Here is a 23,333-nt window from a genome sequence, read left to right on the forward strand (position 1 = left end):
CCGCCGCGAGGTGCGGTCGCCGGACGCACGGGACGGACGTCTCCGCCGGCGACGCGGCGACGTCTCCTCCCCCGCGCTCGTGAGAGCGCACTCCGGCGGGTGACACGCACCGTGCGCCGCCGGTCGGCGGGAACGAGGAGGGCGGGCAGCCCCGGAGGGCCGCCCGCCCGTGTCACGAGCCGATGATCAGCGGACCGTGGTGCTCACCGTGTCGGAGTTGCTGCGGATCGACGGGTCGGGCGTCTTCACCGAGAACGTGGTCGCCAGAGCGGTGCCCCGACCTGTGCTCGTGGCCTTGACGGTGATCTTCTCCGTCACGGTCTGCCCGTTGCTCAGGCTCGAGCGCTGGAAGACGACGATGTTCCCGATCCGGGTGTACTTCCCCGTCGCGGACACGAACTGCACGGTCGAGGGCAGGATCACCTTCGAGTAGACCGACGTCGAGGCGGCCGGTCCGGCGTTGGTCGTGACGACCGTGTACGTGGCGGTCCTGCCCTTCACGGCCGAGCCGGGCCCGGAGAGATCCACCCGCAAGTCGGCCTTCGGGGTGGTGGCCCTCTGCGGTGAGACGGTCAGCGTGCTGGTCGCCTGCGCGGTCCCGGCCGAGTTCTCCGCTCGCGCGGTGAAGGTGTAGGTCCCTGCGATGGTCGGGGTGCCGGTGAGGCGCCCGGCGGTGCTCAGGGCGAGTCCCGGAGGCAGCGTGCCCGAGACCACCGAGCGGTGGGAGTAGGGGTGCCGGTGACGGTGTACGTGCAGTCGTACGCGGAGCCGACCATCCCGGCCGCCACTACGCCGGAGATGGCCGGCGCGACGCCGGCGGCGGCGATGGCGATGGCGATGGCGATCGTGTCGCCGACCTGTGCGGTGCCGGCGCCGTTCGCGGCCGAGAGTGTGAACGTGTAGCTCCCCGGAGTGGTCGGCGTGCCGGTGAGGCGCCCGGCCGTGCTCAGGGTGAGACCCGGAGGCAGGGTGCCCGAGGTCACCGACGCGGTCGGGGTCGGGGTTCCGGAGACGGTGTAGGCGAAGTCGTACGCGGAGCCCACGGTCCCGCCAGGAGCATCGCCGGAGACGGCCGGAGCGATGTCCGCGGAGGCGATGGTGACCGAATCGGTGACCTGCGCGGCACCGGCCGCGCTGACGGCCTCGAGGGTGAACACGAACGTGCCGGCGGTGGTCGGCGTGCCGGCGAGGCGCCCGGCCGGGTCGAGGGTGAGGCCCGGAGGCACCGTGCCGGAGGACACGGAGACCGTGGGGGTCGGGGTGCCGGTGACGGTGTAGCCGAAGTCGTACGCGGAGCCGACGATCCCGTCGCCTGCGGAACCGGAGAGCACCGGAGCAGCAGGCGCCGGTGCGATGGTGACGGTGCTGGTCGCGTCGGCGGTCCCGGACGCGTTCTCGGCGCGAACGGTGAAGGTGGACGTTCCCGCGGCGGTCGGGGTGCCGGTCAGACGCCCGGCCGAGTCGAGGCTGAGCCCCGCAGGCAGCCGGCCCGACAGCACCGAGACGTCGGGAGTGGGGCTCCCGGTGACGGTGTAGGTGAAGTCGTACGGGGTGTCGACCGTTCCCGGTCCCGGGGCACCGGTCACGGTCGGCGGGGTCGCCGACGCCTCGACGGTGATCGTGTGGGACGCACCGTCGGTCGTGCCGAAGGGGTTCCGGGCGGCGACGGTGAAGACGGACTCCCCGGCGGTGGTGGGTGTCCCGGAGAGGACCCCGGCTGAGCTGAGGGCGAGTCCGTCGGGAAGGGTCCCCGACGACACCTCGAACGTCGCGGCGCTGTCCCGAGCGGCGAACGAGTAGGAGGATCCGGTGCCGACGGAGGCCGTCGTCGGCGGCGCATCGGCCGTCAGGACGGGCCGAGGACCCACCGCGAGGTGGTGGGATTCGCTGGTCGAGATCGCGGTGACGCCGGCGACTCCCGCGGGGACCACGGCCTGCCCGAAGCGGTTGTCCCCCCAGGCCGCGACGGTGCCGGCGCTCGTGAGCGCGAGGCTGTCGGAGCCGCCGGCGGCGACGGCGGTGACGCCGGTCAGTACCGCGGGAACGGTGCTCTGCCCGGAGAAGTCGCCGCCCCAGGCCGTGACGGTGCCGGCTGACGTGACCGCGAGGCTGTGGGAGCTCCCGGCGGCGATGGCGGTGACTCCGGTGAGCCCTGCGGGAACGGTGCACTGCCCGGAGTAGTCGTCACCCCAGGCCGTGACGGTGCCGTCGCTCGTCAGTGCGAGGGCGTGACCGCTGCCGGCCGCGATGGCGGTGACGCCCGTGAGACCCGCGGGAACGGCGATCTGCCCGGTCGAGTTGCTCCCCCAGCCGGTGACGGTGCCGTCGCTCTTCAGCGCGAGGCTGAAGTAGCGACCGGCGGCGATGGCGGTGACGCCCGAGAGACCCGCAGGAACGGTGGCCTGCCCGAAGGTGCTGTCGCCCCAGGCGGTGACGGTGCCGTCGCTGTTCAGCGCGAGGCCGTGATAGAGGCCGGCGGCGATGGCGGTGACGTCCGTGAGCCCGGTGGGGACCCTGGTCTGTCCGGCACCGTTGTACCCCCAGGCGGCGACAGTGCCGTCGCCGCGCAGCGCGAGGCTCCAGTCGGGGCCGGCGGAGACGGCGACGACGTCGGTCAGTCCGGCCGGCCGGCGCGATGGTCTGCCGGTCGAGGTTCTTGCCCCAGCCGGCGACTCCGTTCGCCGTCGGAGCCGCGGCGATCGGATCGGCTGCCGTGGCGAGAGGCGCGAGGAGGCCCGCGAGGAGCGCGAGCAGCGCCGTCGACGCGAAGAGGCTGCGCCCCTGGACGCGACGCGCTCGTCGCCGCGGAGCGGCCCAGGAGGGGGAGCCCTCCTCGGGCATGGTGGGAGGCAGGGCGGAGAGGGCGGGCATGGGGGCCTCCGGGTCGAGTCTGGTCGACCGGCGTGGGTCGCCCCAGCACCGTGTCACCCGGAGACGCCCGCTGACAATCACCGCTACCGGACATGTCCGCAAGGGGACGCTCGGGCTCGCTGCCGCGAACGGCCCGCGTGCGATCGGCCCGCCGGCAGAGGGTCGGACGGGATCGCAGCCCGAGGTCGCGCGAGCGAGCGAGAGGTCCGGCCGACCCTTTTGCACAGCCCCGAGCACGGGCGCAACCGGCGTGCCAAAGGCTGCCCCGGTCGCTACTGTCGAGTCGTGGCTCAGACACCTTTCTTCAAGGCCCCGCACGGCAAGGACGCACGACGAGCAGGACGCGGGCGACCCGCGCCGGAGGAGGTGACGACGCCTCCGGAGCCGGCTCCCGCTCCCGCTCCCGCTCCCGAGGAGGCGGCCGCAGCCGCACCGCCGGTCGCCGCGGCCCTCTCCACTCCCGAGACGGCGCCGCCCGCCCCGCCGACGGGCAGCGGCTACGAGGTCCGCGCCGAGCGGATCCCGATCATCGACCCGCAGCCGCGACTCGAGGACGACCGCTGGCCGGCCAAGGCCTTCGTCGGCGAGGTCGTCCCGTTCGCCGCCACGGCGTTCCGCGAGGGCCACGACCTCATCGGCGTCGACCTCCTCCTCACCTCGCCCGAGGGCGCCGAGTCGGAGCACCGGATGTCGCTGCTCGCGACCGGCACCGACCGCTACGGCCGGCTCGTGCTCCTCGACGCCGAGGGCGACTGGACGTACCGCATCCGCGCCTTCGCCGACGACTGGGCGACCTGGCTGCACACTGCCGAGGTCAAGATCCCCGCCGGCCTCGACCTCGACGTGACCTTCGCGCTCGGCGCGGGGCTCCTCCGCAGCGCCGCGGAGGACGAGGAGCGGCCTGGTGCCGAGCGCACGCTGCTCACCGAGGCCGCCTCCCACGTCGCCGACGCCTCCCTCCTGCCCGAGGAGCGCCTCGCTGCGGCCACCGACGCCGCCGTGCACGGAGCACTCGACGCACGTCCCGTGATGAGCCTCGCGAGCGTCTCCGCGCCGCGCACCGTCCACGTGGAGCGCACGCGCGCCGGGGTCGGCGCCTGGTACGAGTTCTTCCCTCGCTCCGAGGGCGCCGTCCAGAACGAGGACGGCTCCGTCACCAGCGGCTCCTTCCGCACCGCCGCCCTGCGCGTCCCCGCGGTCGCCGAGATGGGCTTCGACGTCCTCTACCTGCCGCCGATCCACCCGATCGGCCGCACGTTCCGCAAGGGTCCGAACAACACGCTGAACGCCTCCGAGACCGACCCCGGCTCGCCGTGGGCGATCGGCTCGAGCGACGGCGGCCACGACGCCATCCACCCGGACCTCGGCACGGTGGACGACTTCCGCGCCTTCCACGCGGCGGTCACCGGAGCGGGCCTCGAGCTGGCGCTCGACTTCGCCCTGCAGGCCTCGCCCGACCACCCGTGGGTGACCAGCCACCCGGAGTGGTTCACGACCCTCCCCGACGGCACGATCGCCTACGCCGAGAACCCGCCGAAGAAGTACCAGGACATCTATCCGATCAACTTCGACAACGACCCGGCCGGCATCCGGCAGGAGTCGCTGCGGATCCTCGAGTACTGGATCTCGCTCGGCGTGTCGATCTTCCGGGTCGACAACCCGCACACCAAGCCGCTCGACTTCTGGGAGTGGGTCATCCACGAGGTGAACGCGAAGCACCCCGAGGTCGTGTTCCTCGCGGAGGCGTTCACCCGCCCCGCGATCATGCGTGCGCTCGGCAAGGTGGGCTTCCAGCAGTCGTACTCGTACTTCACCTGGCGCAACACCAAGGAGGAGCTCACCGAGTTCTTCACGAGCATCTCGCAGGAGACGGCCGACTACATGCGGCCGAACCTCTTCGTGAACACGCCCGACATCCTCACCGAGTACCTCCAGTACGGCGGCCCCTCCGCCTACAAGGTGCGCGCCGCGCTCGCCGCGACGGCCTCGCCGCTCTGGGGCGTCTACTCCGGCTTCGAGCTGATCGAGAACGTCGCGCGCCCCGGCGCCGAGGAGAACATCGACAACGAGAAGTTCCAGTACAAGGTGCGCGACTGGGCCGCGGCGGAGGCCGCGGGCCGCTCCATCGCCCCGTACATCACCCGCCTCAACGAGATCCGCCGAGCGCACCCCGCGCTCGGCCAGCTGCGCAACCTGCTGGTGCACGGCAGCGACGACGACGCGATCCTCGTCTACTCGAAGCACCTCGACCGCGCCTTCACCGGCACGGGGTCGGCCGACACGATCCTCGTGGTCGCGAACACCGACCCGCACTCGGCGCGCGAGACGACGGTGCACCTCGACCTCCCGGCGCTCGGGCTCGACTGGGGCGCGAGCTTCGAGGTCGAGGACCTGATCACCGGCGCGGTCTGGACCTGGGGCAGCGACAACTACGTGCGACTCGACTCCTTCGTCGAGCCCGTGCACATCCTGAGCGTGAAGGCGGACGAACGATGAGCGACACGGTTCCCGAGAACGACGGAACGAGCGCCGCCGAGGCCGCGGGGCTGACCCCGCGCGTCGAGACGGTCGTCACCACCGGCACGAGCGCCGCGACGACCACCGTGGCGACCCCGCGGCACGCGGCGGACCCCGCTCCGGTCTCCCCTGAGACGGACGAGCCCGCGGCCGAGGCCGCTCCGGTCCCCGTCGAGACGGACGAGGTCGCTCCGGCACAGGACGGCGACGACTCCCCGGCGCCCGCCGCCTCCGCGGCCCCGGCCGCCGAGTCCGGCCCGGTCGAGGGGTCCGCGGCCATCGCGCTCCCCGAGATCCCGGAGTGGATCCTGCAGCAGGTCGCGACCGGCAGCAACGCGCTCCCCCACGACGTCCTCGGCCAGCACGTCGTCTCGGCCGCCGGCATCGCCGACGAGGTGACCGTGGTGCGCACCCGCCGCCCGCTCGCCGACCGCGTCGTCGCCGTGCTGTCCACCGGAGCCCGGGTCGAGCTGACCCACCTGCACAGCGGGATCTGGCAGGGCTTCCACATCCTCGGACCGCAGGCGTACACGATCGAGGCGAGCTACGGCGACGACGCCTCGTGGACGGCGGAGGACCCCTACCGGTTCTCGAAGACCGTCGGCGACTTCGACCTCTACCTGATCGGCGAGGGCCGCCACGAACGGCTCTGGGAGGCGCTCGGCGCTCGGCACCGCGAGCACGAGGGCGTCTGGGGCACCTCCTTCTCGGTCTGGGCGCCGCACGCGCAGGCCGTCCGCGTCGTCGGCGACTTCAACGAGTGGAGCGGCGAGGGGCACTCGCTCCGCAACCTCGGCGTCACCGGCGTGTGGGAGATCTTCGTGCCCGGCCTCGAGCCCGGCGCGTCCTACAAGTTCGACCTGCTCTCGCGCGACGGCCGCTGGGTCCGCAAGGCCGACCCGATGGCGCGCGCCACCGAGGTCCCTCCCGCCACGGCCTCGCGCATCCCGGTGTCGCACCACCACTGGAACGACTCCGCCTGGATGCAGCAGCGCGCCGCCGTCGACCCGCACACGCAGCCGATGAGCGTCTACGAGATGCACCTCGGCTCGTGGAAGCCGGGGCTCGGCTACCGCGACGTCGCCGATCCGCTGATCGAGTACATCACCGCCCTCGGCTTCACCCACGTCGAGTTCATGCCGCTCGCCGAGCACCCCTTCGGAGGCTCGTGGGGCTACCAGGTGACCGGCTACTTCGCCGCGTCGAGCCGCTTCGGCACCGCCGACGACCTCAAGTACCTGATCGACCGCCTGCACCAGGCGGGCATCGGCGTGATCGTCGACTGGGTCCCCGGCCACTTCCCCAAGGACGACTTCGCGCTCGCCCGCTTCGACGGCGAGCCGCTGTACGAGCACCCCGACTGGCGCCGCGGCGAGCAGATGGACTGGGGTACCTACGTCTTCGACTTCGGTCACACGCAGGTGCGCAACTTCCTGGTCGCGAACGCGCTGTTCTGGCTCGAGGAGTTCCACGTGGACGGCCTCCGGGTCGACGCCGTCGCCTCGATGCTCTACCTCGACTACTCCCGCAAGGAGGGCGAGTGGCTGCCGAACGAGCACGGCGGGCGCGAGCACCTCGAGGCGATCAGCTTCCTCCAGGAGGTGAACGCCACGGCCTACAAGCTCTACCCCGGCATCATGATGATCGCCGAGGAGTCGACGAGCTGGCCGGGCGTCACGCAGCCCACCGTCTCGGGCGGGCTCGGCTTCGGGCTCAAGTGGAACATGGGCTGGATGCACGACTCGCTCGACTACATGGCGAACGATCCGCTCTGGCGCCAGTACCACCTGGGCGAGCTGACCTTCTCGTTCGTCTACGCGTTCAGCGAGAACTTCGTCCTGCCCATCAGCCACGACGAGGTCGTGCACGGCAAGGGCTCGCTGATCAACAAGATGCCCGGCGACCACTGGCAGCAGCTCGCGAACGTGCGCGCCTACCTGGCGTTCATGTGGGCGCACCCCGGAAAGCAGCTGCTCTTCATGGGGCAGGAGTTCGGGCAGTACTCCGAGTGGAGCGAGGAGCGCGGACTCGACTGGTGGATCCTCGACCAGCCGAGCCACAAGGGTCTGTGGAGCCTCGTCGGCGAGCTGAACCGCGTCTACCGCGAGTCGACCTCGCTGTGGGAGCTCGACAACGAGCAGGCCGGCTTCGAGTGGATCGACGGCGGGTCCGCGGCGCCGAACGTGATCTCGTTCCTCCGCCGCGACCGCGAGGGCCGCTCCGTGGCGATCATCGCGAACTTCTCGGGGTCGCCGGTCCACGGCTACCGGGTCGGTCTGCCTCAGGCGGGCCGCTGGGAGGAGCTCGTCAACACCGACGCCGAGATCTACGGCGGCTCCGGTGTCGGCAACTTCGGTGCGGTCGAGGCCCGGGAGGAGCCGTGGGCCGGTCGCCCCGCGTCCGCCGAGCTGATCCTGCCTCCGCTCGGGGTGCTCTACCTCCGCCCCACCGACTGACGACCGAGGGAGCCCGGACCGCGAGACAGCCCCTCGCCCGGGCTCCCTCGACGTTCCGGCTTCCCTCACCCGGAACACGAGAACCCCCACCGCACATGAGCGGTGGGGGTTCTTCGCTGTCGAGGAGCCGCGGACCCGCCGCTCGGCCGGCACGTCCTGCAGCACCGTCGCTGACGTACCGAAGGTACGAGGCGACGGTGAGAAACGCGTTCCAGCGTTTCGAACGAGCCGGCCGCGACCCGCTCCTCGGTACCCGACCCCTCGCGGAGCCGACCGCGGCAGGGTGAGCGCTAGCGCTCACCCTGCAGACCGACTCAGTAGAGGAGGCCGGTCAGCCGGGCTCGCGCCTTGTTCACGCGGGGGTCGGTCGTGCCGACGATCTCGAAGAGCTCGAGGAGGCGCGCACGGGTCGCCGCCTTCCCCTCGGCGTCGAGCCTCGGGAAGATCAACAGGAGACGGTCGAAGGCGTCCTCGACGTGGCCGCCCGAGACGTCGAGGTCGGCGACGGCGAGCTGCGCGTCGAGGTTCGACGGCTCTGCCGCCGCCGTCGAGCGGACCTCCTCGAGGGTGCGGCCCTGCAGCCGCGACAGCAGCCGCACCTGCGCGAGTCCCGCCACGGCGAGGTCGTCGCGCGGGTTCTGGGCGATGGCCGTCTCGTACTCCGCGATCGCGGCGGAGTAGTCGCCGCGGTCGATCGCGTCGTACGCCTCCTGGTGGTGCGGGGGCAGCGGAGCCGGCTCGGGCTCCCCCGGCTCGGCGGTCGCGTCGACCGGCACCGTGCCCGTCACGCCGTTCTGCGCGGCGAGCTGGAGCACCTGCTCGAGCAGGTCGCGCAGCGCCTCCTCGGCGACGAGGCCGCTGAACAGGGGCACGGGACGCCCGCCGAGGATGGCGGCGATGGTCGGCACCGACTGCACCTGGAACGCCTGCGCCAGCTGCGGGCTCGACTCGACGTCGACTCCGACGAGCACGAAGGCGCCCGCGTACGAGACGATCACGCGCTCGAGCAGCGCGGTCATGCTCGTGCTCTGCTCGGACCACGAGCCGCGGAGATCGACGATCACCGGCACGCGGGACGAGAGCTGCACGACCTGGTCGAACTCGGCGTCGCCCGCGGTCAGGAGCAGCGGGTTCGCACCGGGCGGGGGCCCGGCAGGAGCCTCACCGGGGGCGGTGGGGGCGGCCGGAGCCGGCGGACGCCGGTTCACGAGGGAGGACAGGTCGACGGCGCCGCGGAGGTTTCCGGGCAGGGGCGGGAGCGTGCTCACGGCAGCTGCACCACCGAGACGAGTCCTTGGCTCCATCCGAGCATCACGATCTTCTCCTCCGATCCGACGGGCGGTACGTAGAACAGCAACTGGTAACCGTAGGTGGTCTCGATCCCGGTCGTCGACTTGTCGGTGCCGAGCAGGGTCTGCGAGGCACCGGAGGTCGAGACGGTCGATCCTTCGGCGGTGGGCTTCACCGTCGACACCTCGGCGATGCTCGCGGCGACGAGGGCGCCCGAGTCGTTCGTGGCGAGAGCGACGGTGGAGGAGGTGCCGGCCTTGTTCGAGAACTCGATCGAGGCCGTGTCGGGCAGGGCGGCGCGGTCGGCGTTCTTCTTGTCGATGCCGACCTGGCCGCGCAGCGTGTCCCCGTCGGCCGAGAACGTCTCGGCGTAGGCGCTGGCGTCGCCGTTGGCGAGGATGTCGGCGTAGGCCGAGCCCACGGTCTCCGGGGCGAGCTTCATCAGCTTCGAATCGGGCGCGACGATCGACGTGCCGACGGTGACCGGGGCGACATCGGGGATCCGCGCGTTGGCCTCGAGCGAGATGGCGTAGTCGACCTTGTAGTCGACGCGCGGGCTCGCCTGGCTCATCACCAGCGCGATCGGCGCCTGCGTGCTGTCGGCCGAGTTCTGCACGACGGCGGTGACGAGGCGGGGCCAGGACTCGGTGTCCTGCGGGAGCACGAGGCTGACGGGCGTCGCGGGGATCGCCTGCGGCGGGTCGATCGTGCCGCCCTTGACGACGACCTCGTAGTTGGTGGTCCGCTCCGTCAGGGCCTCGCCCTGGAAGCGCTCCGCGAGCGCGGTGGCGTCGTGCGCCGCGTCGGCGGCGGCCGCGACAGCGGAGACGGACGCGACGATCGCCTCGGCCTGCTGCGTCGTGACGACCGGGGTCGCCACCTCGGCAGCGGGCTCGGCCGTCGACGTGGCCGAGGCGGTCGGGGTCTCGGTGGCGCCGGCGGCGAGGTCGGGCCAGTAGTCGGAGCTGCAGCCGGCGAGGAGCACGCTCGTGCCGACCACGACCGGGAGCACGAGGAGTCCGCGGCGACGCGACGGACGGGGCGAGGCGACCGAGGCCTGGATTCCGGCGCGGGCGCGCGGGCGGCGGGCGCCGCGCGGCACCTTGCCCTGCGGACCCTTGCGGCGCGGGCCGTGCTGGCGCCGCAGGTGCAGGAACGCCCAGATGTACAGGGCGAGACCGACGAGCAGGAACACGGCGCCGCCGAGCAGCAGCGGGCCGGCGAGCGGAGTCGCGGTGTCGACGGGCCAGCTGACCCGGATGTCGCTCGCCGCGGGAGCCGTGCCGTCGGACGCGATCAGGATCGACACGTCCTCGGGCACGTCGAGCGCCACCGTGATGCTGCCCGTGCCCTCGAACTGCTCGAGCCACAGGTCGGAGCCGCGCGGATCGACGACCGCCGCGTCGGCGGTGGCGACGTCGGAGGAGAGCTCGATGGCCGTGCCGGTCTCCTCGGAGGCGGTCAGGGCGGAGGGCTCGGCGGCGTAGCCGATCGCCTCGTAGTCGGAGCCGCCCACCCAGCCGAGCACGTCGGAGGTCCGGGCGTAGGCCAGCACCAGGTCGCCGTCGCCCTCGACGGTGATCGTCTGCCGACCGGGATTCGCGTCGAGCGTGCTGCCGTCGATGACCGCGTAGGGGGCACCCGATTCGAGCGCGGTCTCGGCCGTGAGCGATTCCGGAGGCGCCCAGACGGTCCGTTGACCGATGCCGAGGGCTATCAGCGCCGCAGCGATGACGGTGGCGATGATGGCGAAGACGAACCGCACGAAAGAACTCCTCCTGTGTCGCCCGATCAGGGTGGCGACCTCGGCCGGCCAGGGTGACGCGGCCGGCCCGCAGCGCGAGGGCGACAGACAAAGACAGTCCAGAGTAGCCGATGGCCTCCGACGAACCCAGGAGAAGTCCGAGAGCTCCCCCGGCACGCGACCGGTGGGGTGTCGCCCCCGGGCGGCGAGGCACCCGCTGACTAAACTTCCCGGAGTGCCGCGGCCCCGACGCGGACCTACCTTCCGGAGGAGACGACGTGGCAAGCGACGAGGCCGAATTCACCCAGGTGTTCCGTGGTTACGACCGGGACGAGGTCGACAAGGCCATCCAGGGTCTGCGGCGCGAGCTGATCCACGCGAACACGCAGGCCGCCGAGAGCGGCCGCGAGGTCAAGCGGCTCTCCTCCCGCATCGACGGCCTCGAGAAGGAGCTGCAGCAGGTCGGCGCACCGACCTACGCGGGCCTCGGAGCCAAGCTCGAGCACACGCTCCGGGTCGCGGAGGAGCAGTCGGAGCGGCTGATCGCCCAGGCCGAGAACGACGCCTCCGCGCTCCGTCGCTCGACCCGCGACGACGGCGACCGCATCCTGCAGGAGGCGCGCGACGAGGCCGAGCGCCTGATCACGGAGGCGCGCCGCCGAGCCGACCGCAACCGCAACGAGTCCGAGGCGCAGGCCGCGGCGACGCTGGGCAAGGCGGCGGACGACCGCGACGTGATGACGCAGGACGCCGTTCGCGAGGCCGCTGCGATCCGCGGCACCGTGGCGACCGAGGCCGCCGAGACGCGCGCCACCGCCAAGCGCGAGGCCGCCGCCATCCGGTCCGAGGCGGAGCGGGAGGCCGCCGAGATGCGCGCCGTCGCCGCCCGCGAGGTCGAGGTGGCGCGCGCCGAGGCCGCCCGGCTCACCCAGAGCACCGAGCTGCTGCGCGCCGAGGTCGCCTCCGAGGTCGACCGCCTGCGGGCCGCGGTCGCCGCCGAGGTCGCCGAGGCGCGCGCCGCCGTCGAGGCCGAGATCCTCACCGCTCGCGCCGACATCGAGGCCGAGCTCGCCGGAGGACGCGCGAACGCCGCCCGCGAGCTGGCCGATCAGCGCACCCGCCTCGCGCAGGAGCGGGCGGACGCCGTGGCGCTGCTCGACGCCGAGCTGGCGGGCCTCCGCGCCGCTGCGAACGACGAGGCCGCGGCCCTGTCGCGCGACGTCGAGCAGGCGCGCATCGACCTGGTGGTCGAGCTCGCCGCCCGCCGCGAGGAGGCCGACCGCGACTACCTCGTCCGCCACCAGGAGGCGGTCGCGCAGACCCAGCGCTACCTCGACGAGTCGAACCTGCAGCTCGCCGACGCGATCCGCCGCGCGAACGACAAGCGGCTCGAGGCCGACGAGCTGCGCAGCGACGCGCTCGACGAGACCACCCGGCTCCGCCGCGACGCGCAGGACGAGTCGGACCGGCTGCTCGACGAGGCGCGCGACCGGGCGCAGAAGATCGTCGCCGACGCGGAGCGCCGCACCCGCGAGCTCGTCTCGTCGGCGGAGGGGCGACTGGACGAGATCCGCACCGAGCGCGACGCCATCGCCGGCTACGTCACGGGTCTGCGCGGCCTGATCGGCCACATCGACGGGATGTCGGACGAGGGCTCGAAGGACTCGGACGACTCCGGCGCCTCGCAGGACTCCGACGACTCGCAGGACTCGGACGCCGACGAGAAGCACGGCGACTCGAAGGCCTGAGACCGGAAGAGGCCCGGTCCGTCGAGCACATCGACGGGCCGGGCCTCTTCTCGGTTCGGGTCAGGCCGGCTCGCCCGCCCACTCCGTCGGCAGCGGCGAGGAGGCGGGAGCGACGACGCGGACGATCTCGTCCAGCACCCGGCGCGTCTGCGCCTCACCCACCCACAGGTGCTTGCCGCCGTCGACGGCCACGAGCTCGAGCTGCGGCACCGCGGCGAACCGCTCCGCCGCCTCCGGAGGTCGCAGGTAGTCGTCGAACTCGGGGATCAGCGCGACGAGCGGCCGACCGTCCTCGGCCCACGCCGCGACCTCGTCCGCCGACGCGCGGTGCAGCGGCGGCGAGAGGAGGATCGCGCCCTCGATCGGGTGCTCCCTCCCCCACTTGAGGGCGAGCTCGGTGCCGAACGACCAGCCGACGAGCCACGGGTGCGGCAGTCCGCGCTCGGCGACGAACGCCATCGCGGCCTCGACGTCCGCGCGCTCGTCCGTCCCGTGGCCGAAGCCGCCCTCGCTCGCGCCCCGGGGCGAGCTCGTGCCGCGGGTGTTGAAGCGCAGCACCGCGAGATCGGCGAGAGCCGGCAGTCGCGCCGCGGCCTTCCGCAGGATGTGGGAGTCCATGAATCCGCCGTGCGTGGGCAGCGGGTGCAGCGTGACGAGCGTCGCGACCGGCTCGCGGTCGAGCGGCAGGGCCAGCTCGCCGACCAGCGTCAGGCCGTCGGTCGTGTGCAGCTCGATGTCCTCGCGCCTGGCGGGCAGGACGACTCCGCCGCGGATCTCGGTCGTCATCGGGCTCCTTCGATTCTCCAGCAGTGGGTGTGCCAGTGGCGGCGGCCCGCGAGGTCGGCCGCGTTGCCGAGGGCGCCGTCGGCGCGCCAGACCACCACGTGAGCGAGACCGACGTCGATCGTCAGACCGCAGCCCGGGCAGAGGTAGTTCTTGACGGCGCGGGCCGCCGAGACGGGTTGCACGTTCCACTCGCGACCGCGGTGCGACTCGGTACGGCGCCAGCCGGCGAGCATCTGCGAGAGGTCGCGCTGCTCCTCGCCGTCGTCGTCGCGCCGGCTCCCCCGGGGTCTGTTGCTGCGCGGCATCGCACCAGTCTAGGAGGCGGTCGGATCGCCTCCCCGGTCAGTGCGAGCTGTCGTCCATCTCGAGTCGCGTCTCCTCGGCGTCGAGCATCAGCTGCGCGCGGCGCAGGATGCGGGAGGAGTAGACGCCGCGGCTGCGCGCCTCCAGCAGGGCCTCGCGCTCGGCGAGCAGCACCGCGCGCCGCAGGTGGAGGTACTGCCCGTGCGGGCCGAGCGGCTCGTCGTCGCGCCGCTCCACCTGCTCCCACGCCACCTGCGACCGGGTGAGGGTGTCGCGGCGGACGCGCTCGAGCACCCGCGGGCCGACGCTGCCCTCGGGGAGCTCGTCCACCGCCTCCGGGAGCGCCTGGATGCCGGTCGACGCCACCTCGTCGAGGAGCGTCGCGAGCTCGCGGCGGTCGGCCTCGCCGTCGCTTCCCTGGATCCCGGTCAGACGGATCAGCGCGGGCAGCGTCGCTCCCTGCAGCAGGAGGGTCACCACGGCGACCGTGAACGCGATCAGGATCAGCTGCGAGCGGTAGGGCGTGCCCTCCGGGAGCGACTGCGCCGCGGCGAGCGTGACCACGCCGCGCATCCCCGACCACGACAGGATCACCCCGCCCCGCCAGCCGAAGGCCTCGCTCGTGGTCGCCGCCAGGTCGGTCTCGCGGCGCTGGTAGAGCTTCTCGGCCCGCTGCTGGCGCCTCCGGAACCGCTCGTCGCTCGTCGCGCTGTTGCGCAGCCGCATCACCCCGACCTTCAACCGCCGGTTGATGCGCTCGGCCCGGCGCCCCGAGCCGCGGAGCCACAGCAGCAGCGGCCAGACGAAGAGGGACCGCAGCACGATCAGGATGACCACCGTCGCAAGGCCCAGGTACACCGCGGTGTCGGCTCCGAGCCCACCCTCGACCTCGCCGATGATCGCCTTGATCTCGGCGCCCATCAGGAGGAACACGCCGTTCTCGAGGAGGAACTGCGCCGTCCGCCAGTTGATCCGCTCGCTGAGGCGCGACTGCGGACTCAGGAAGCGGGCGCTGTTGTGGCCGGTGTAGATGCCGGTGACCACGACGGCGAGGACGCCCGAGGCGCCGAGCTCCTCCGCGGGGATGTAAGCGAGGAACGGCACGGCGAACGAGACGGCGGTGTCGAGCACGGGGTCGCTGAGCTTCGAGCGCACGAACACGGTGAGCACGCCCATCACCAGCCCGAGCGCGATCGCCATCAGCACGGAGTAGACGAACAGCACTCCGACCTCGCCGATGTCGATCGCGTCGGTCGTCACGGAGTCGCCCACCACGGCGGCCGCGGCCGTCGCGGCCCGCAGCAGCACCAGGGCGGAGGCGTCGTTCACGAGGCTCTCGCCCTCGAGCACGGTCACGAGGCGGGGAGGCAGCCCGAGCTTCTTGCCGATCGAGGTCGCGGCGACCGCATCCGTGGGACTGACGACAGCGCCCAGCGCGATGGCGGCCGGCAGGCTGAGGTCCGGCAGCACGAGGTAGAGGAACAGGCCGACGACCAGCGCCGTCACGAAGACGAGCAGGACCGAGAGCCCGAAGATCGAGCGGAGGTTGCGGCGGAAGTCGGTCAGCGGCACCTGGATCGCCGCCGAGTACAGCAGCGGCGGGAGCACGCCCGCGAGGATCAGCTCCGGCTCCACCTCGATCTCGGGGACGCCCGGGAGGTAGGAGGCGCCGATGCCGACGACCACGAGGATCAGCGGGGCCGCGATGCCCAGCCGGCTCGAGAAGCGCGCGACCGTGACGACGGTGATGATCCCGGCGATCCCTAGCAGCGCGTAGTCCACGCCACCAGGGTAGCGAGGCGGTCAGCGCCGACCGGTCGCCGCCGTCAGCGGATCAGTACCAGCCGACGTCCTCGGAGTGCGCCCACGCGCCGCACGGCGATCCGTAGCGGCCCGAGATGTAGCCGAGACCCCAGGTGATCTGGGTGCTCGCGCTGGTCGCCCAGTCGCCGCCCGCACTCGCCATCTTGCTGCCGGGCAGGGCCTGCGGGATGCCGTAGGCACCGCTCGACGTGTTCTCGGCGTACACGTTCCAGCCGGACTCGCGGTTCCAGAGCAGGACCAGGCAGTCGTACTCGCTGTCGGCCCAGCCACGCTGCACGATCATGTCGTACGCGATCGCCTTGGCCGAGCCGGGGTCGGGAGCGGCGGCACGGGCGACGGGGGTCGAGGTCGCCTCCGACTCGTCCTCCTCCTCGGCCTCCGCCGTCTCGGTGGGGGTCGGGGTGGGAGTGGGGGTCGGCGTGGGCTTCGCCTGCGCGTCGAACGTGTCGCGCTGGACCGTGCGCTCGATGTCGCCGGCGACGATGAGACGCTGCGCGGGATCGCCGTCGAAGCGGGCGGGGGCCTGGTAGTACGGCGAGGCCACGGCTCCGCTGGAGGGATCGACGACGTTGACCATCACGAAGGCGATGGAGGCGGCGAAGGCGAGGAACGCGAGGGGCACGCGGGCCCGGGATCCGGTGCGGCGAGGGGCCGGCGCCTTGACGGCCGAGGGCCGGGAGACGGGTGCCGGGGTGACGGGTCGTTCCTGATGCATAGCCACGATCACGAAAGCATAACGGACTATGGCCTGATCGGCCAGGCTATCGGCGCCGCATCAGCGGACCGCCAGCATCACGTCGACCACGGTGTCGAGCACGAGGTCGACCTGCGGCTCCGAGTACCCGCCGCGCTGGGGAGCGAAGGAGACGGTGCGGACGTCGTCGACCGTGAGGACGGAGCCGTCGCGGAAGTAGCCGGAGATGCGGTCCGCGAAGGCGTCGACCTGTCGGATGTTGTAGCCGGTGGTGAGCACACCGGCGTGCTGGAAGCGCTCCCGGGCGGGGCGCGCGAGCCGGTTGACGACCTCCTGCGCCGTCGAGCGCGCCTCCTGCAGCCACTGCTCCTCGCCCTGCGCCGAGATCGCGTACTGGCGCTCGCGGAGCGCGAACGCGTCCTCGAGTCGCTCGAGGGCGGCGTCGACGTGCGGGGCGGAGTAGCCGCCCTTCTTGAGCGAGAACGCCGTGTGGCGGAGGTCGGCGGCCCGCAGGTCGGCCGGTCCGCCGGAGAGCTGCGCGTACGCCTCGCGGGCCGACGCCAGGAACGAGTCGACCTCGGCGGTGTCGTAGCCGGGGCGGGACTCGCGCGCGTAGGGGAAGGGAGCGTCCATCCCGACATTGTGCCAAGCCCGGAGGCCGGTCGCCGACAGCGGCGCGCTCACGGGGCATCGGAGCACTGCTCGGGCTCGGAGCTCCCGGAGCGCCTCAGCGGGCGAAGACGGAGTACAGCACGTACGCCGCGGCGGCCGACGGCAGGATCGAGTCGAGCCGGTCGAGGATCCCGCCGTGACCCGGGAGCCACGTGCTCATGTCCTTGATGCCGATGTCGCGCTTGATGAGCGACTCGGCGAGATCGCCGACGGTCGCGGTCAGGAGGATGACGGCGCCGAAGAGCGCGCCCACCCACCACTCCTGGCCGAGCAGGAGCACGGCGAGCAGGACGCCCGCCACCACGCCCGCGACACCGGCGCCCGCGAAGCCCTCCCAGGTCTTCTTCGGGCTGATGCGCGGGGCCATCGGGTGCTTGCCCCAGGTGAGCCCGCTGGCGTACGCGCCCGTGTCGACCACGATCGCCAGGACGAGGAACGACAGCGCCCAGAGCTGTCCGCCCGGCTCCGCCACCAGGCGGATCGCGAACGCGCCGAGGAACGTGACGTAGGCCTGCACGAACGCGCCGAGGCCGAGATCGAGCAGAAGGTCGCGGCGCGTCGACGAGGTGTGCTTGACGAGCTGCTCGACGAGACGCCAGAGCGCGATGACGAGGGAGCCCAGGAGGACCGCGAGGAACCCGCCCGAGATGCCCCCGTAGTAGGCGGCCGGCACCGCGACGACCGCGACGATCCCCGTCGGGATGCGCGGGATGTCGCGACCGGCGTGGCGCAGTGCATTGGAGAGCTCGAGCGCCGCGAGGAGCACGAGCGCGCCGGCGAGCACCATGAAGAGCTCTTTGACCACGAGCAGGCTGACGAGCATCACGCTCACGCCGACGATCCCGATGAGCGTCGCCGACACGAGGTTGCGCCCGGACCGCGCCGTCAGGCGGTCGTTCGTGGCCTCGAGCTGCGCCCGGGTAGCCTCGAGCTGCCTCTCGACGTCCGCTCGGCCCTGCTGGGCGCGCGCCCTCAGGGCGTCGCGCGTGACCATCCGCGAGCCCCGGGCTCCCGGGACGTGAGGACCTGGCCGCTCCTCGCCGCCTTCGGGTTCCACGGGGTGCTCTGACACGGCCGACTACACCTCGAGGAGTTCGGTTTCCTTGCGCTTGAGCGCCTCGTCGATCGCGTCGACGTGCTGCTTCGTGAGCGCCTCGAGCTCCTTCTCGCCGCGCGAGAGCTCGTCGTCGCCGATGTCGCCCTTCAGCGCGTCGAGGTCGTCCTTCGCCTTGCGGCGGATGTTGCGGACGGCGATCTTCGCGTCCTCGGCCTTCGTGCGGACGACCTTCACGAACTCCTTGCGGCGCTCGGTCGTGAGCTCGGGGAGGGTGACGCGGATGACCGAGCCGTCGTTGGTCGGGTTGGCGCCGAGGTTCGGCATGTCCCGGATGGCCTGCTCGATGTCGCGCAGCGAGCCCTTGTCGTAGGGCGTGACGAGGAGCGTGCGCGCCTCCTGGTTCTGCATCGACGCGAGCTGCGCCAGCGGCGTCGGGGTGCCGTAGTAGCTCACCAGCACCTTCTGGAACATGCCGGGGTTCGCACGGCCGGTGCGGACCGACGAGAAGTCCTCCTTGGCGACCTCGACGGCCTTGCCCATCTTGGTCTTCGCGTCGGCCAGTACATCCGAGATCACAGGGGACTCCTTAGGAAGTGGGAAGTGGTCAGTCTAGTTCGAGACGAGGGTGCCGAGCTGGGCCCCCCGGATGGCCTTGGCGACGTTGCCGGCGGGCTCCATCCCGAAGACCTGCATCGGCATGCCGTTGTCCATGCAGAGGCTGAACGCGGTCGAGTCGACGACCTTGAGGCCCCGCTGGAGCGCCTCCTGGTACGTGAGGGTGTCGAGCTTCTTGGCGTCGGGGTTCGTCCGCGGGTCGGCGTCGTAGACGCCGTCGACGCCGTTCTTCGCGACGAGGACGACGTCGGCGTGCGTCTCGAGTGCGCGCTGCGCGGCGACCGTGTCGGTCGAGAAGAACGGGAGGCCGGCGCCGGCGCCGAAGATGACGACGCGGCCCTTCTCCATGTGGCGGATCGCGCGGCGGGGGATGTAGGGCTCGGCGACCTGCGTCATCGCGATGGCCGACTGCACACGCGTCTCCGCTCCGGCCTGCTCGAGGAAGTCCTGAAGGGCGAGGGAGTTCATCACGGTGCCCAGCATGCCCATGTAGTCGGCGCGGCCGCGGTCCATGCCGCGCTGCGACAGCTCGGCGCCGCGGAAGAAGTTGCCGCCGCCGACCACGACCGAGATCTCGACCTCGGTCGCCGCATCGGCGATCTCGCGCGCGAGGGCGCTGATGACATCCGGGTTGACGCCGAGCGTCCCGGCTCCGAACGCCTCTCCCGACAGCTTCAGAAGCACCCTGCGGCGCTTGCCCGTCGTCATCGCATCCGTCTGCGTCATGGACGTTTCCTCCCGTAGACCCGTACAAACCTATCCCGCGCGGGACGCACCCGCGACCAGGCCCGGGGCACCCGACCCCGGGCAGAGCGAAGGGAGCCCGGGTCGACTGAACGACCCGGACTCCCCTCGTGTGTCTTACGCGCCGACCTTGAAGCGGGCGAAGCCCGACACGGTCAGACCCGCGTCGCTCAGGACCTTGGCGACGGACAGCTTGTTGTCCTTCGCGTAGTCCTGGTCGAACAGCGCGACCTGCTTGAAGTACGCGTTGACGCGTCCCTCGATGATCTTCGGGAGGGCGGCCTCGGGCTTGCCCTCACCGCGCGAGATCTCCTCGACGATGCGGCGCTCGTTGTCGACCTCGGCGGTCGGGACGTCGTCGCGCGAGAGGTACGTCGGGTTGGCGAACGAGATGTGCTGCGCCACGGAGCGCGCGGTCTCGGCGTCGTCGCCCGAGTAGCCCACGACCACGCCGACCTGCGGGGGCAGGTCCTTGTTGGTCTTGTGCAGGTAGACGGCGAAGTGCTCACCGGTCACGGTGGCGACGCGGCGGAGCTCCACCTTCTCGCCGAGGATCGCGGCCTCGTCGTTGATGATGTCGGCGACGGTCTTGCCGTCGGCGGGGGCCGCGAGGGCCTCCTCGACGGTGGTCGCGCCGGCGGCGACGACCGCGGCGAGCACGGCGTCGGCGAGTGCGATGAACTTCGTGCCCTTGGCGACGAAGTCGGTCTCGCACGCGAGCTCGATCATTGTCGCGACTCCGCCGTTCTCCGCGGCGGCGACGAGGCCCTCGCTGGTGGAGCGGTCGGCGCGCTTCGCGTTGCCCTTGGCGCCCTTGAGGCGGAGGATCTCGACCGCCTTGTCCAGGTCGCCGTCGGCCTCGACGAGAGCGTTCTTCGTGTCGACCATGCCGGTACCGAGCTGCTCGCGCAGCGTCTTGACGTCAGCGAGGCTGAAAGTAGCCATAGTTCTGCGAACTCCTTCGTGGTTCTGCGGACCCCGGTCGCCGTCGCGGCGCACCGGGTCCCCAGCGATTCTGTTACGTGGGTGTCGTGCTCTACCGAACGGGGGCCGAACGTTCTGCATCCGCAGAACGTCCGACCCCCGACTCAGGAGGTGGTGTCAGGCCTTGGCGGTCTCGTCGGTCGAGGACTCGACCGTGGTCTCGTCGGCGGCGGGCGCCTCGTCGGCAGCGGTCTCGGCGGCGGGCGCCTCGGCGTCGGCGACGGCCTCGTCGATCGTCTCGGACTCGGCGTCGGCGACCTTCTCGGTCTCCGCGCCGGCCTGCTCGTTCGGCTCCTCGACGGCGGCATCGGGGGTGCCCGACGTGAGCAGCTCCTTCTCCCACTCGGCGAGGGGCTCGACGGCGGAGACGTTGCCCTCGGCCTCGGGCTTCTGGTGACGCTGGATGAGGCCCTCGGCCGCGGCGTCGGCGACGATGCGGGTGAGCAGGCTCACCGAGCGGATCGCGTCGTCGTTGCCCGGGATCGGGTACTGGACCTCGTCGGGGTCGCAGTTCGTGTCGAGGATGCCGATGACCGGGATGCCCAGCTTCTTGGCCTCGTCGATCGCGAGGTGCTCCTTCTTGGTGTCGACGACCCACAGGGCCGACGGCGTCTTCGAGAGGTTGCGGATACCGCCGAGCGACTTGTGCAGCTTGTCGAGCTCGCGCTTCTTGATGAGGAGTTCCTTCTTCGTGAAGCCGCTCTTGGCGGTGTCGTCGAAGTCGAGCTCCTCGAGCTCCTTCATGCGCGCGAGGCGCTTGGAGACGGTCTGGAAGTTGGTCAGCAGACCACCGAGCCAGCGCTGGTTGACGTAGGGCTGGCCGACGCGGGTCGCCTGCTCCGAGATCGCGTTCTGCGCCTGCTTCTTCGTGCCGACGAAGAGGATGGTGCCGCCGTGGGCGACCGTCTCCTTGACGAAGTCGTAGGTCTTGTCGATGTAGGCCAGCGACTGCTGGAGGTCGATGATGTAGCTGCCCGAGCGCTCGGTCAGGATGAAGCGCTTCATCTTGGGGTTCCAGCGACGGGTCTGGTGCCCGAAGTGGACGCCGCTGTCGAGCAGCTGGCGCATGGTGACGACTGCCATGAGTCGTTCTCCTTGTCTCGGGGCTCGGGCGCACGACGGCGCCGAACTCCCGTTCGGTTGTCTGCGACGGCCGGTCGGCACGTCGCCCTGGCGCCCGGCGCACTCCCGCCCGTCCGTGTGAGCGGAGGGACCGTGGGGAGCGTAGGCCGAATGGGCGCGCGTAGTCACCCCGACGAGCGAGGTGCTCCGGAGATTCTAGCACCAGGGCGGGGTGGCGGCGGGCTGTGCCACGGGTGGGCGGCACCTCCGGCTCGCAGGACCACGTTCGGCTCGCGGAAACACGTTCGGCTCGCAGGAATCGAGGATTCCGACGAGCCGAACGTGCTCTCGCGAGCCGAGGGTGGCGCGAGCTACTTGCGCGCGGACTTCATGACGGTGCGGATGTGCAGCGTGTCCATCTCCTCGAGCGACCGACCCTTGGTCTCCGGCACGAACATGAAGACGAAGATGAACGACAGCGCGGCGAACGTCGCGTACAGGCCGTAGGCGAGGGTCAGCGAGACGTCCTGCGAGAGGATCGGGAACGTCACCGTGATGGCGAAGTTGGCGATCCACTGCGCGGAGGCGGCCAGGCCGAGGGCGGCGGCGCGGATGCGGTTCGGGAAGATCTCGCCGAGGAGGACCCAGACCAGCGGTCCCCAGGTCGCGCCGAAGAAGACGACGAAGGCGTTGGCCGAGACCAGGGCGATCGGACCCCAGGCGCCGGGCAGCGAGACGTCCTCGCCGCTGATCGTCGACTGGCTGAACGCGATGGCCATGAGAGCGAGCGAGATCGCCATGCCCGCGGAGCCGACCAGCAGCAGCGGCTTCCGGCCGACCTTGTCGACGAGGAAGATCGCGACGAACGTGACGACGACGTTGACGACCGAGGTGAACACCGAGATGGCGAACGAGTTCGACTCGTCGAAGCCGACCGCGCTCCACAGCGAGGTGGAGTAGTAGAAGATCACGTTGATGCCGACGAACTGCTGGAACACCGAGAGCAGGATGCCGACCCAGACGACGGGCAGCAGGCCCAGCGCCGGTCCGCGGAGGCTCGACTTCTGCGCGTTCTCGGCGTCCTCGTTGATCTTCTTCTGGATGTCGTTGAGCGCGTCGTCGACCTCGTCACGGGGCGTGACGGTCGCGAGCACCTTGCGCGCCTCCTCCGTCTTGCCGCGGGTCGCGAGGTAGCGCGGCGACTCCGGCAGCGTGAGGGCGAGCAGCCCGTAGACGACAGCGGGGACGGCGCAGGCGATGAACATCCAGCGCCAGGCGGCCACGCCGAACCAGTACGGCTCGGAGGCGCCGTCGGCGCCGTTCGCGATGAGGGTGTCCGAGAGCAGCGCGGCGAAGATGCCGAGCGTGATCGCCAGCTGCTGGAGCGACGCGAGCGCGCCGCGGATCGCCTTGGGCGCGATCTCGGAGATGTAGGTCGGCGCGATGACCGAGGCGATGCCGATGCCGAGTCCGCCGACCACGCGCCAGAGCACGAGGTCCCAGACGGCGAAGGCGGCGCCGGCGCCGATCGAGGAGACGAGGAAGAGGACGGCGCCGAGCAGCATCACCTTGATGCGACCCCAGCGGTCGGCCAGACGTCCCGCGAGGTACGCGCCGAGCGCGCAGCCGAGCAGAGCGGAGGCGACCGCGAAGCCGATCAGCGCGGCCGACAGCTCGAACTCGCCCTGCACCGCCTCGACCGCGCCGTTCACGACGGAGGAGTCGAAGCCGAAGAGGAATCCGCCGACCGCCGCGGCCACTGCGAGGCCGATCACCTTCCTCCGCAGCTTCGCCGCCGAGGGGTTCGGGGTGGTGTCAGATCGTCCGCTGGTCATGGTCGTCTCCGATTCTCGCCGCCGGTGGGTGCGCTGGTCTCGCCCCGCTCCGGATCACAGGCACGTTACTCCCGGCTCGGAATCCACCGAGACGGGTTGTGCTCGGGAGGATTCTGCGTTCCTCCTCCCCA

The 23,333-nt window shown here is 71.6% G+C and carries 18 protein-coding genes; 3 read left to right on the forward strand and 15 right to left on the reverse strand.

From position 1 onward, the window contains the following. Positions 1-186: 186 nt before the first annotated feature. Together GSU68_RS09725 and GSU68_RS09730 are read right to left on the reverse strand one after the other, a co-directional pair. Complete coding sequence (locus GSU68_RS09725; protein WP_159907764.1) at positions 187-714, reverse strand: DUF11 domain-containing protein; 528 nt, start codon at positions 712-714, stop codon at positions 187-189. After that, entirely contained in the window at positions 678-1,931 is a 1,254-nt protein-coding gene (locus GSU68_RS09730; RefSeq protein ID WP_159907767.1) for a putative Ig domain-containing protein, read from the reverse strand. Before GSU68_RS09730 ends, GSU68_RS09725 begins: the two co-directional genes overlap by 37 nt. Positions 1,932-3,396: 1,465 nt before the next feature. Between GSU68_RS09730 and GSU68_RS09750 the strand changes: the two genes are divergently transcribed. Next, entirely contained in the window at positions 3,397-5,367 is a 1,971-nt protein-coding gene (locus tag GSU68_RS09750) for an alpha-1,4-glucan--maltose-1-phosphate maltosyltransferase (RefSeq protein ID WP_244259481.1), read from the forward strand. Beyond that, a complete protein-coding gene (gene glgB / locus GSU68_RS09755) occupies positions 5,364-7,844 on the forward strand; it encodes a 1,4-alpha-glucan branching protein GlgB (protein ID WP_159907770.1) in 2,481 nt (826 codons plus the stop codon). The genes GSU68_RS09750 and glgB overlap by 4 nt, the downstream gene beginning before the upstream one ends. A gap of 314 nt (positions 7,845-8,158) precedes the next feature. Here glgB and GSU68_RS09760 read toward each other — a convergent pair whose 3' ends face one another. Both GSU68_RS09760 and GSU68_RS09765 read right to left on the reverse strand, forming a co-directional pair. Beyond that, positions 8,159-9,112: a tetratricopeptide repeat protein gene (locus GSU68_RS09760; protein WP_159907773.1), complete on the reverse strand. Its 954-nt coding sequence runs from the start codon at positions 9,110-9,112 to the stop codon at positions 8,159-8,161. Continuing rightward, positions 9,109-10,899: a hypothetical protein gene (locus GSU68_RS09765; protein WP_159907775.1), complete on the reverse strand. Its 1,791-nt coding sequence runs from the start codon at positions 10,897-10,899 to the stop codon at positions 9,109-9,111. The genes GSU68_RS09760 and GSU68_RS09765 overlap by 4 nt, the downstream gene beginning before the upstream one ends. Positions 10,900-11,156: 257 nt before the next feature. Here GSU68_RS09765 and GSU68_RS09770 point away from each other — a divergent pair, with 257 nt between their 5' ends. After that, positions 11,157-12,626 (forward strand): DivIVA domain-containing protein, encoded by a 1,470-nt coding sequence (locus GSU68_RS09770; RefSeq protein ID WP_159907779.1) that lies wholly within the window; start codon positions 11,157-11,159, stop codon positions 12,624-12,626. Positions 12,627-12,686: 60 nt separating this feature from the next. Here the strand turns inward: GSU68_RS09770 and GSU68_RS09775 are convergent, their stop codons facing one another. The 11 genes from GSU68_RS09775 to GSU68_RS09825 all read right to left on the reverse strand — a co-directional run bounded on the left by GSU68_RS09775 (position 12,687) and on the right by GSU68_RS09825 (position 23,202). After that, a complete protein-coding gene (locus GSU68_RS09775; RefSeq protein WP_159907782.1) occupies positions 12,687-13,412 on the reverse strand; it encodes an alpha/beta hydrolase in 726 nt (241 codons plus the stop codon). Beyond that, positions 13,409-13,717: a hypothetical protein gene (locus GSU68_RS09780; protein ID WP_159907785.1), complete on the reverse strand. Its 309-nt coding sequence runs from the start codon at positions 13,715-13,717 to the stop codon at positions 13,409-13,411. Before GSU68_RS09780 ends, GSU68_RS09775 begins: the two co-directional genes overlap by 4 nt. Before the next feature lie 37 nt (positions 13,718-13,754). Then, positions 13,755-15,497 (reverse strand): sodium:proton antiporter, encoded by a 1,743-nt coding sequence (locus GSU68_RS09785; protein ID WP_159907788.1) that lies wholly within the window; start codon positions 15,495-15,497, stop codon positions 13,755-13,757. A gap of 52 nt (positions 15,498-15,549) precedes the next feature. Beyond that, positions 15,550-16,254 (reverse strand): lytic transglycosylase domain-containing protein, encoded by a 705-nt coding sequence (locus tag GSU68_RS19865; protein WP_244259482.1) that lies wholly within the window; start codon positions 16,252-16,254, stop codon positions 15,550-15,552. A 60-nt stretch (positions 16,255-16,314) separates the two neighbouring features. Then, positions 16,315-16,866 carry a DivIVA domain-containing protein gene (locus tag GSU68_RS09795; RefSeq protein WP_159907791.1) on the reverse strand — a complete coding sequence of 184 codons (552 nt, stop codon included), beginning with the start codon at positions 16,864-16,866 and terminating at the stop codon, positions 16,315-16,317. A gap of 94 nt (positions 16,867-16,960) precedes the next feature. Beyond that, positions 16,961-17,899, reverse strand: a complete 939-nt coding sequence (locus GSU68_RS09800; protein ID WP_159907793.1) for a phosphatidate cytidylyltransferase — start codon at positions 17,897-17,899, stop codon at positions 16,961-16,963. Between the two features lie 84 nt (positions 17,900-17,983). Next, positions 17,984-18,538 carry a ribosome recycling factor gene (gene frr, locus GSU68_RS09805; protein WP_159907796.1) on the reverse strand — a complete coding sequence of 185 codons (555 nt, stop codon included), beginning with the start codon at positions 18,536-18,538 and terminating at the stop codon, positions 17,984-17,986. 33 nt (positions 18,539-18,571) lie between these two features. Then, complete coding sequence (gene pyrH, locus GSU68_RS09810; RefSeq protein ID WP_244259483.1) at positions 18,572-19,285, reverse strand: UMP kinase; 714 nt, start codon at positions 19,283-19,285, stop codon at positions 18,572-18,574. 153 nt (positions 19,286-19,438) lie between these two features. Continuing rightward, on the reverse strand, positions 19,439-20,266 hold the full coding sequence (tsf, locus tag GSU68_RS09815; RefSeq protein WP_159907801.1) for a translation elongation factor Ts: 828 nt from the start codon (positions 20,264-20,266) through the stop codon (positions 19,439-19,441). Between the two features lie 156 nt (positions 20,267-20,422). Next, positions 20,423-21,388, reverse strand: a complete 966-nt coding sequence (rpsB, locus tag GSU68_RS09820) for a 30S ribosomal protein S2 (RefSeq protein WP_159907804.1) — start codon at positions 21,386-21,388, stop codon at positions 20,423-20,425. Positions 21,389-21,738: 350 nt separating this feature from the next. Then, positions 21,739-23,202, reverse strand: coding sequence for a sugar porter family MFS transporter (locus GSU68_RS09825; protein WP_159907807.1), 1,464 nt, complete (start codon positions 23,200-23,202; stop codon positions 21,739-21,741). Positions 23,203-23,333 lie beyond the last annotated feature (131 nt).

Source organism: Rathayibacter sp. VKM Ac-2759 (assembly GCF_009834225.1).
Classification (GTDB): Bacteria; Actinomycetota; Actinomycetes; order Actinomycetales; family Microbacteriaceae; genus Rathayibacter.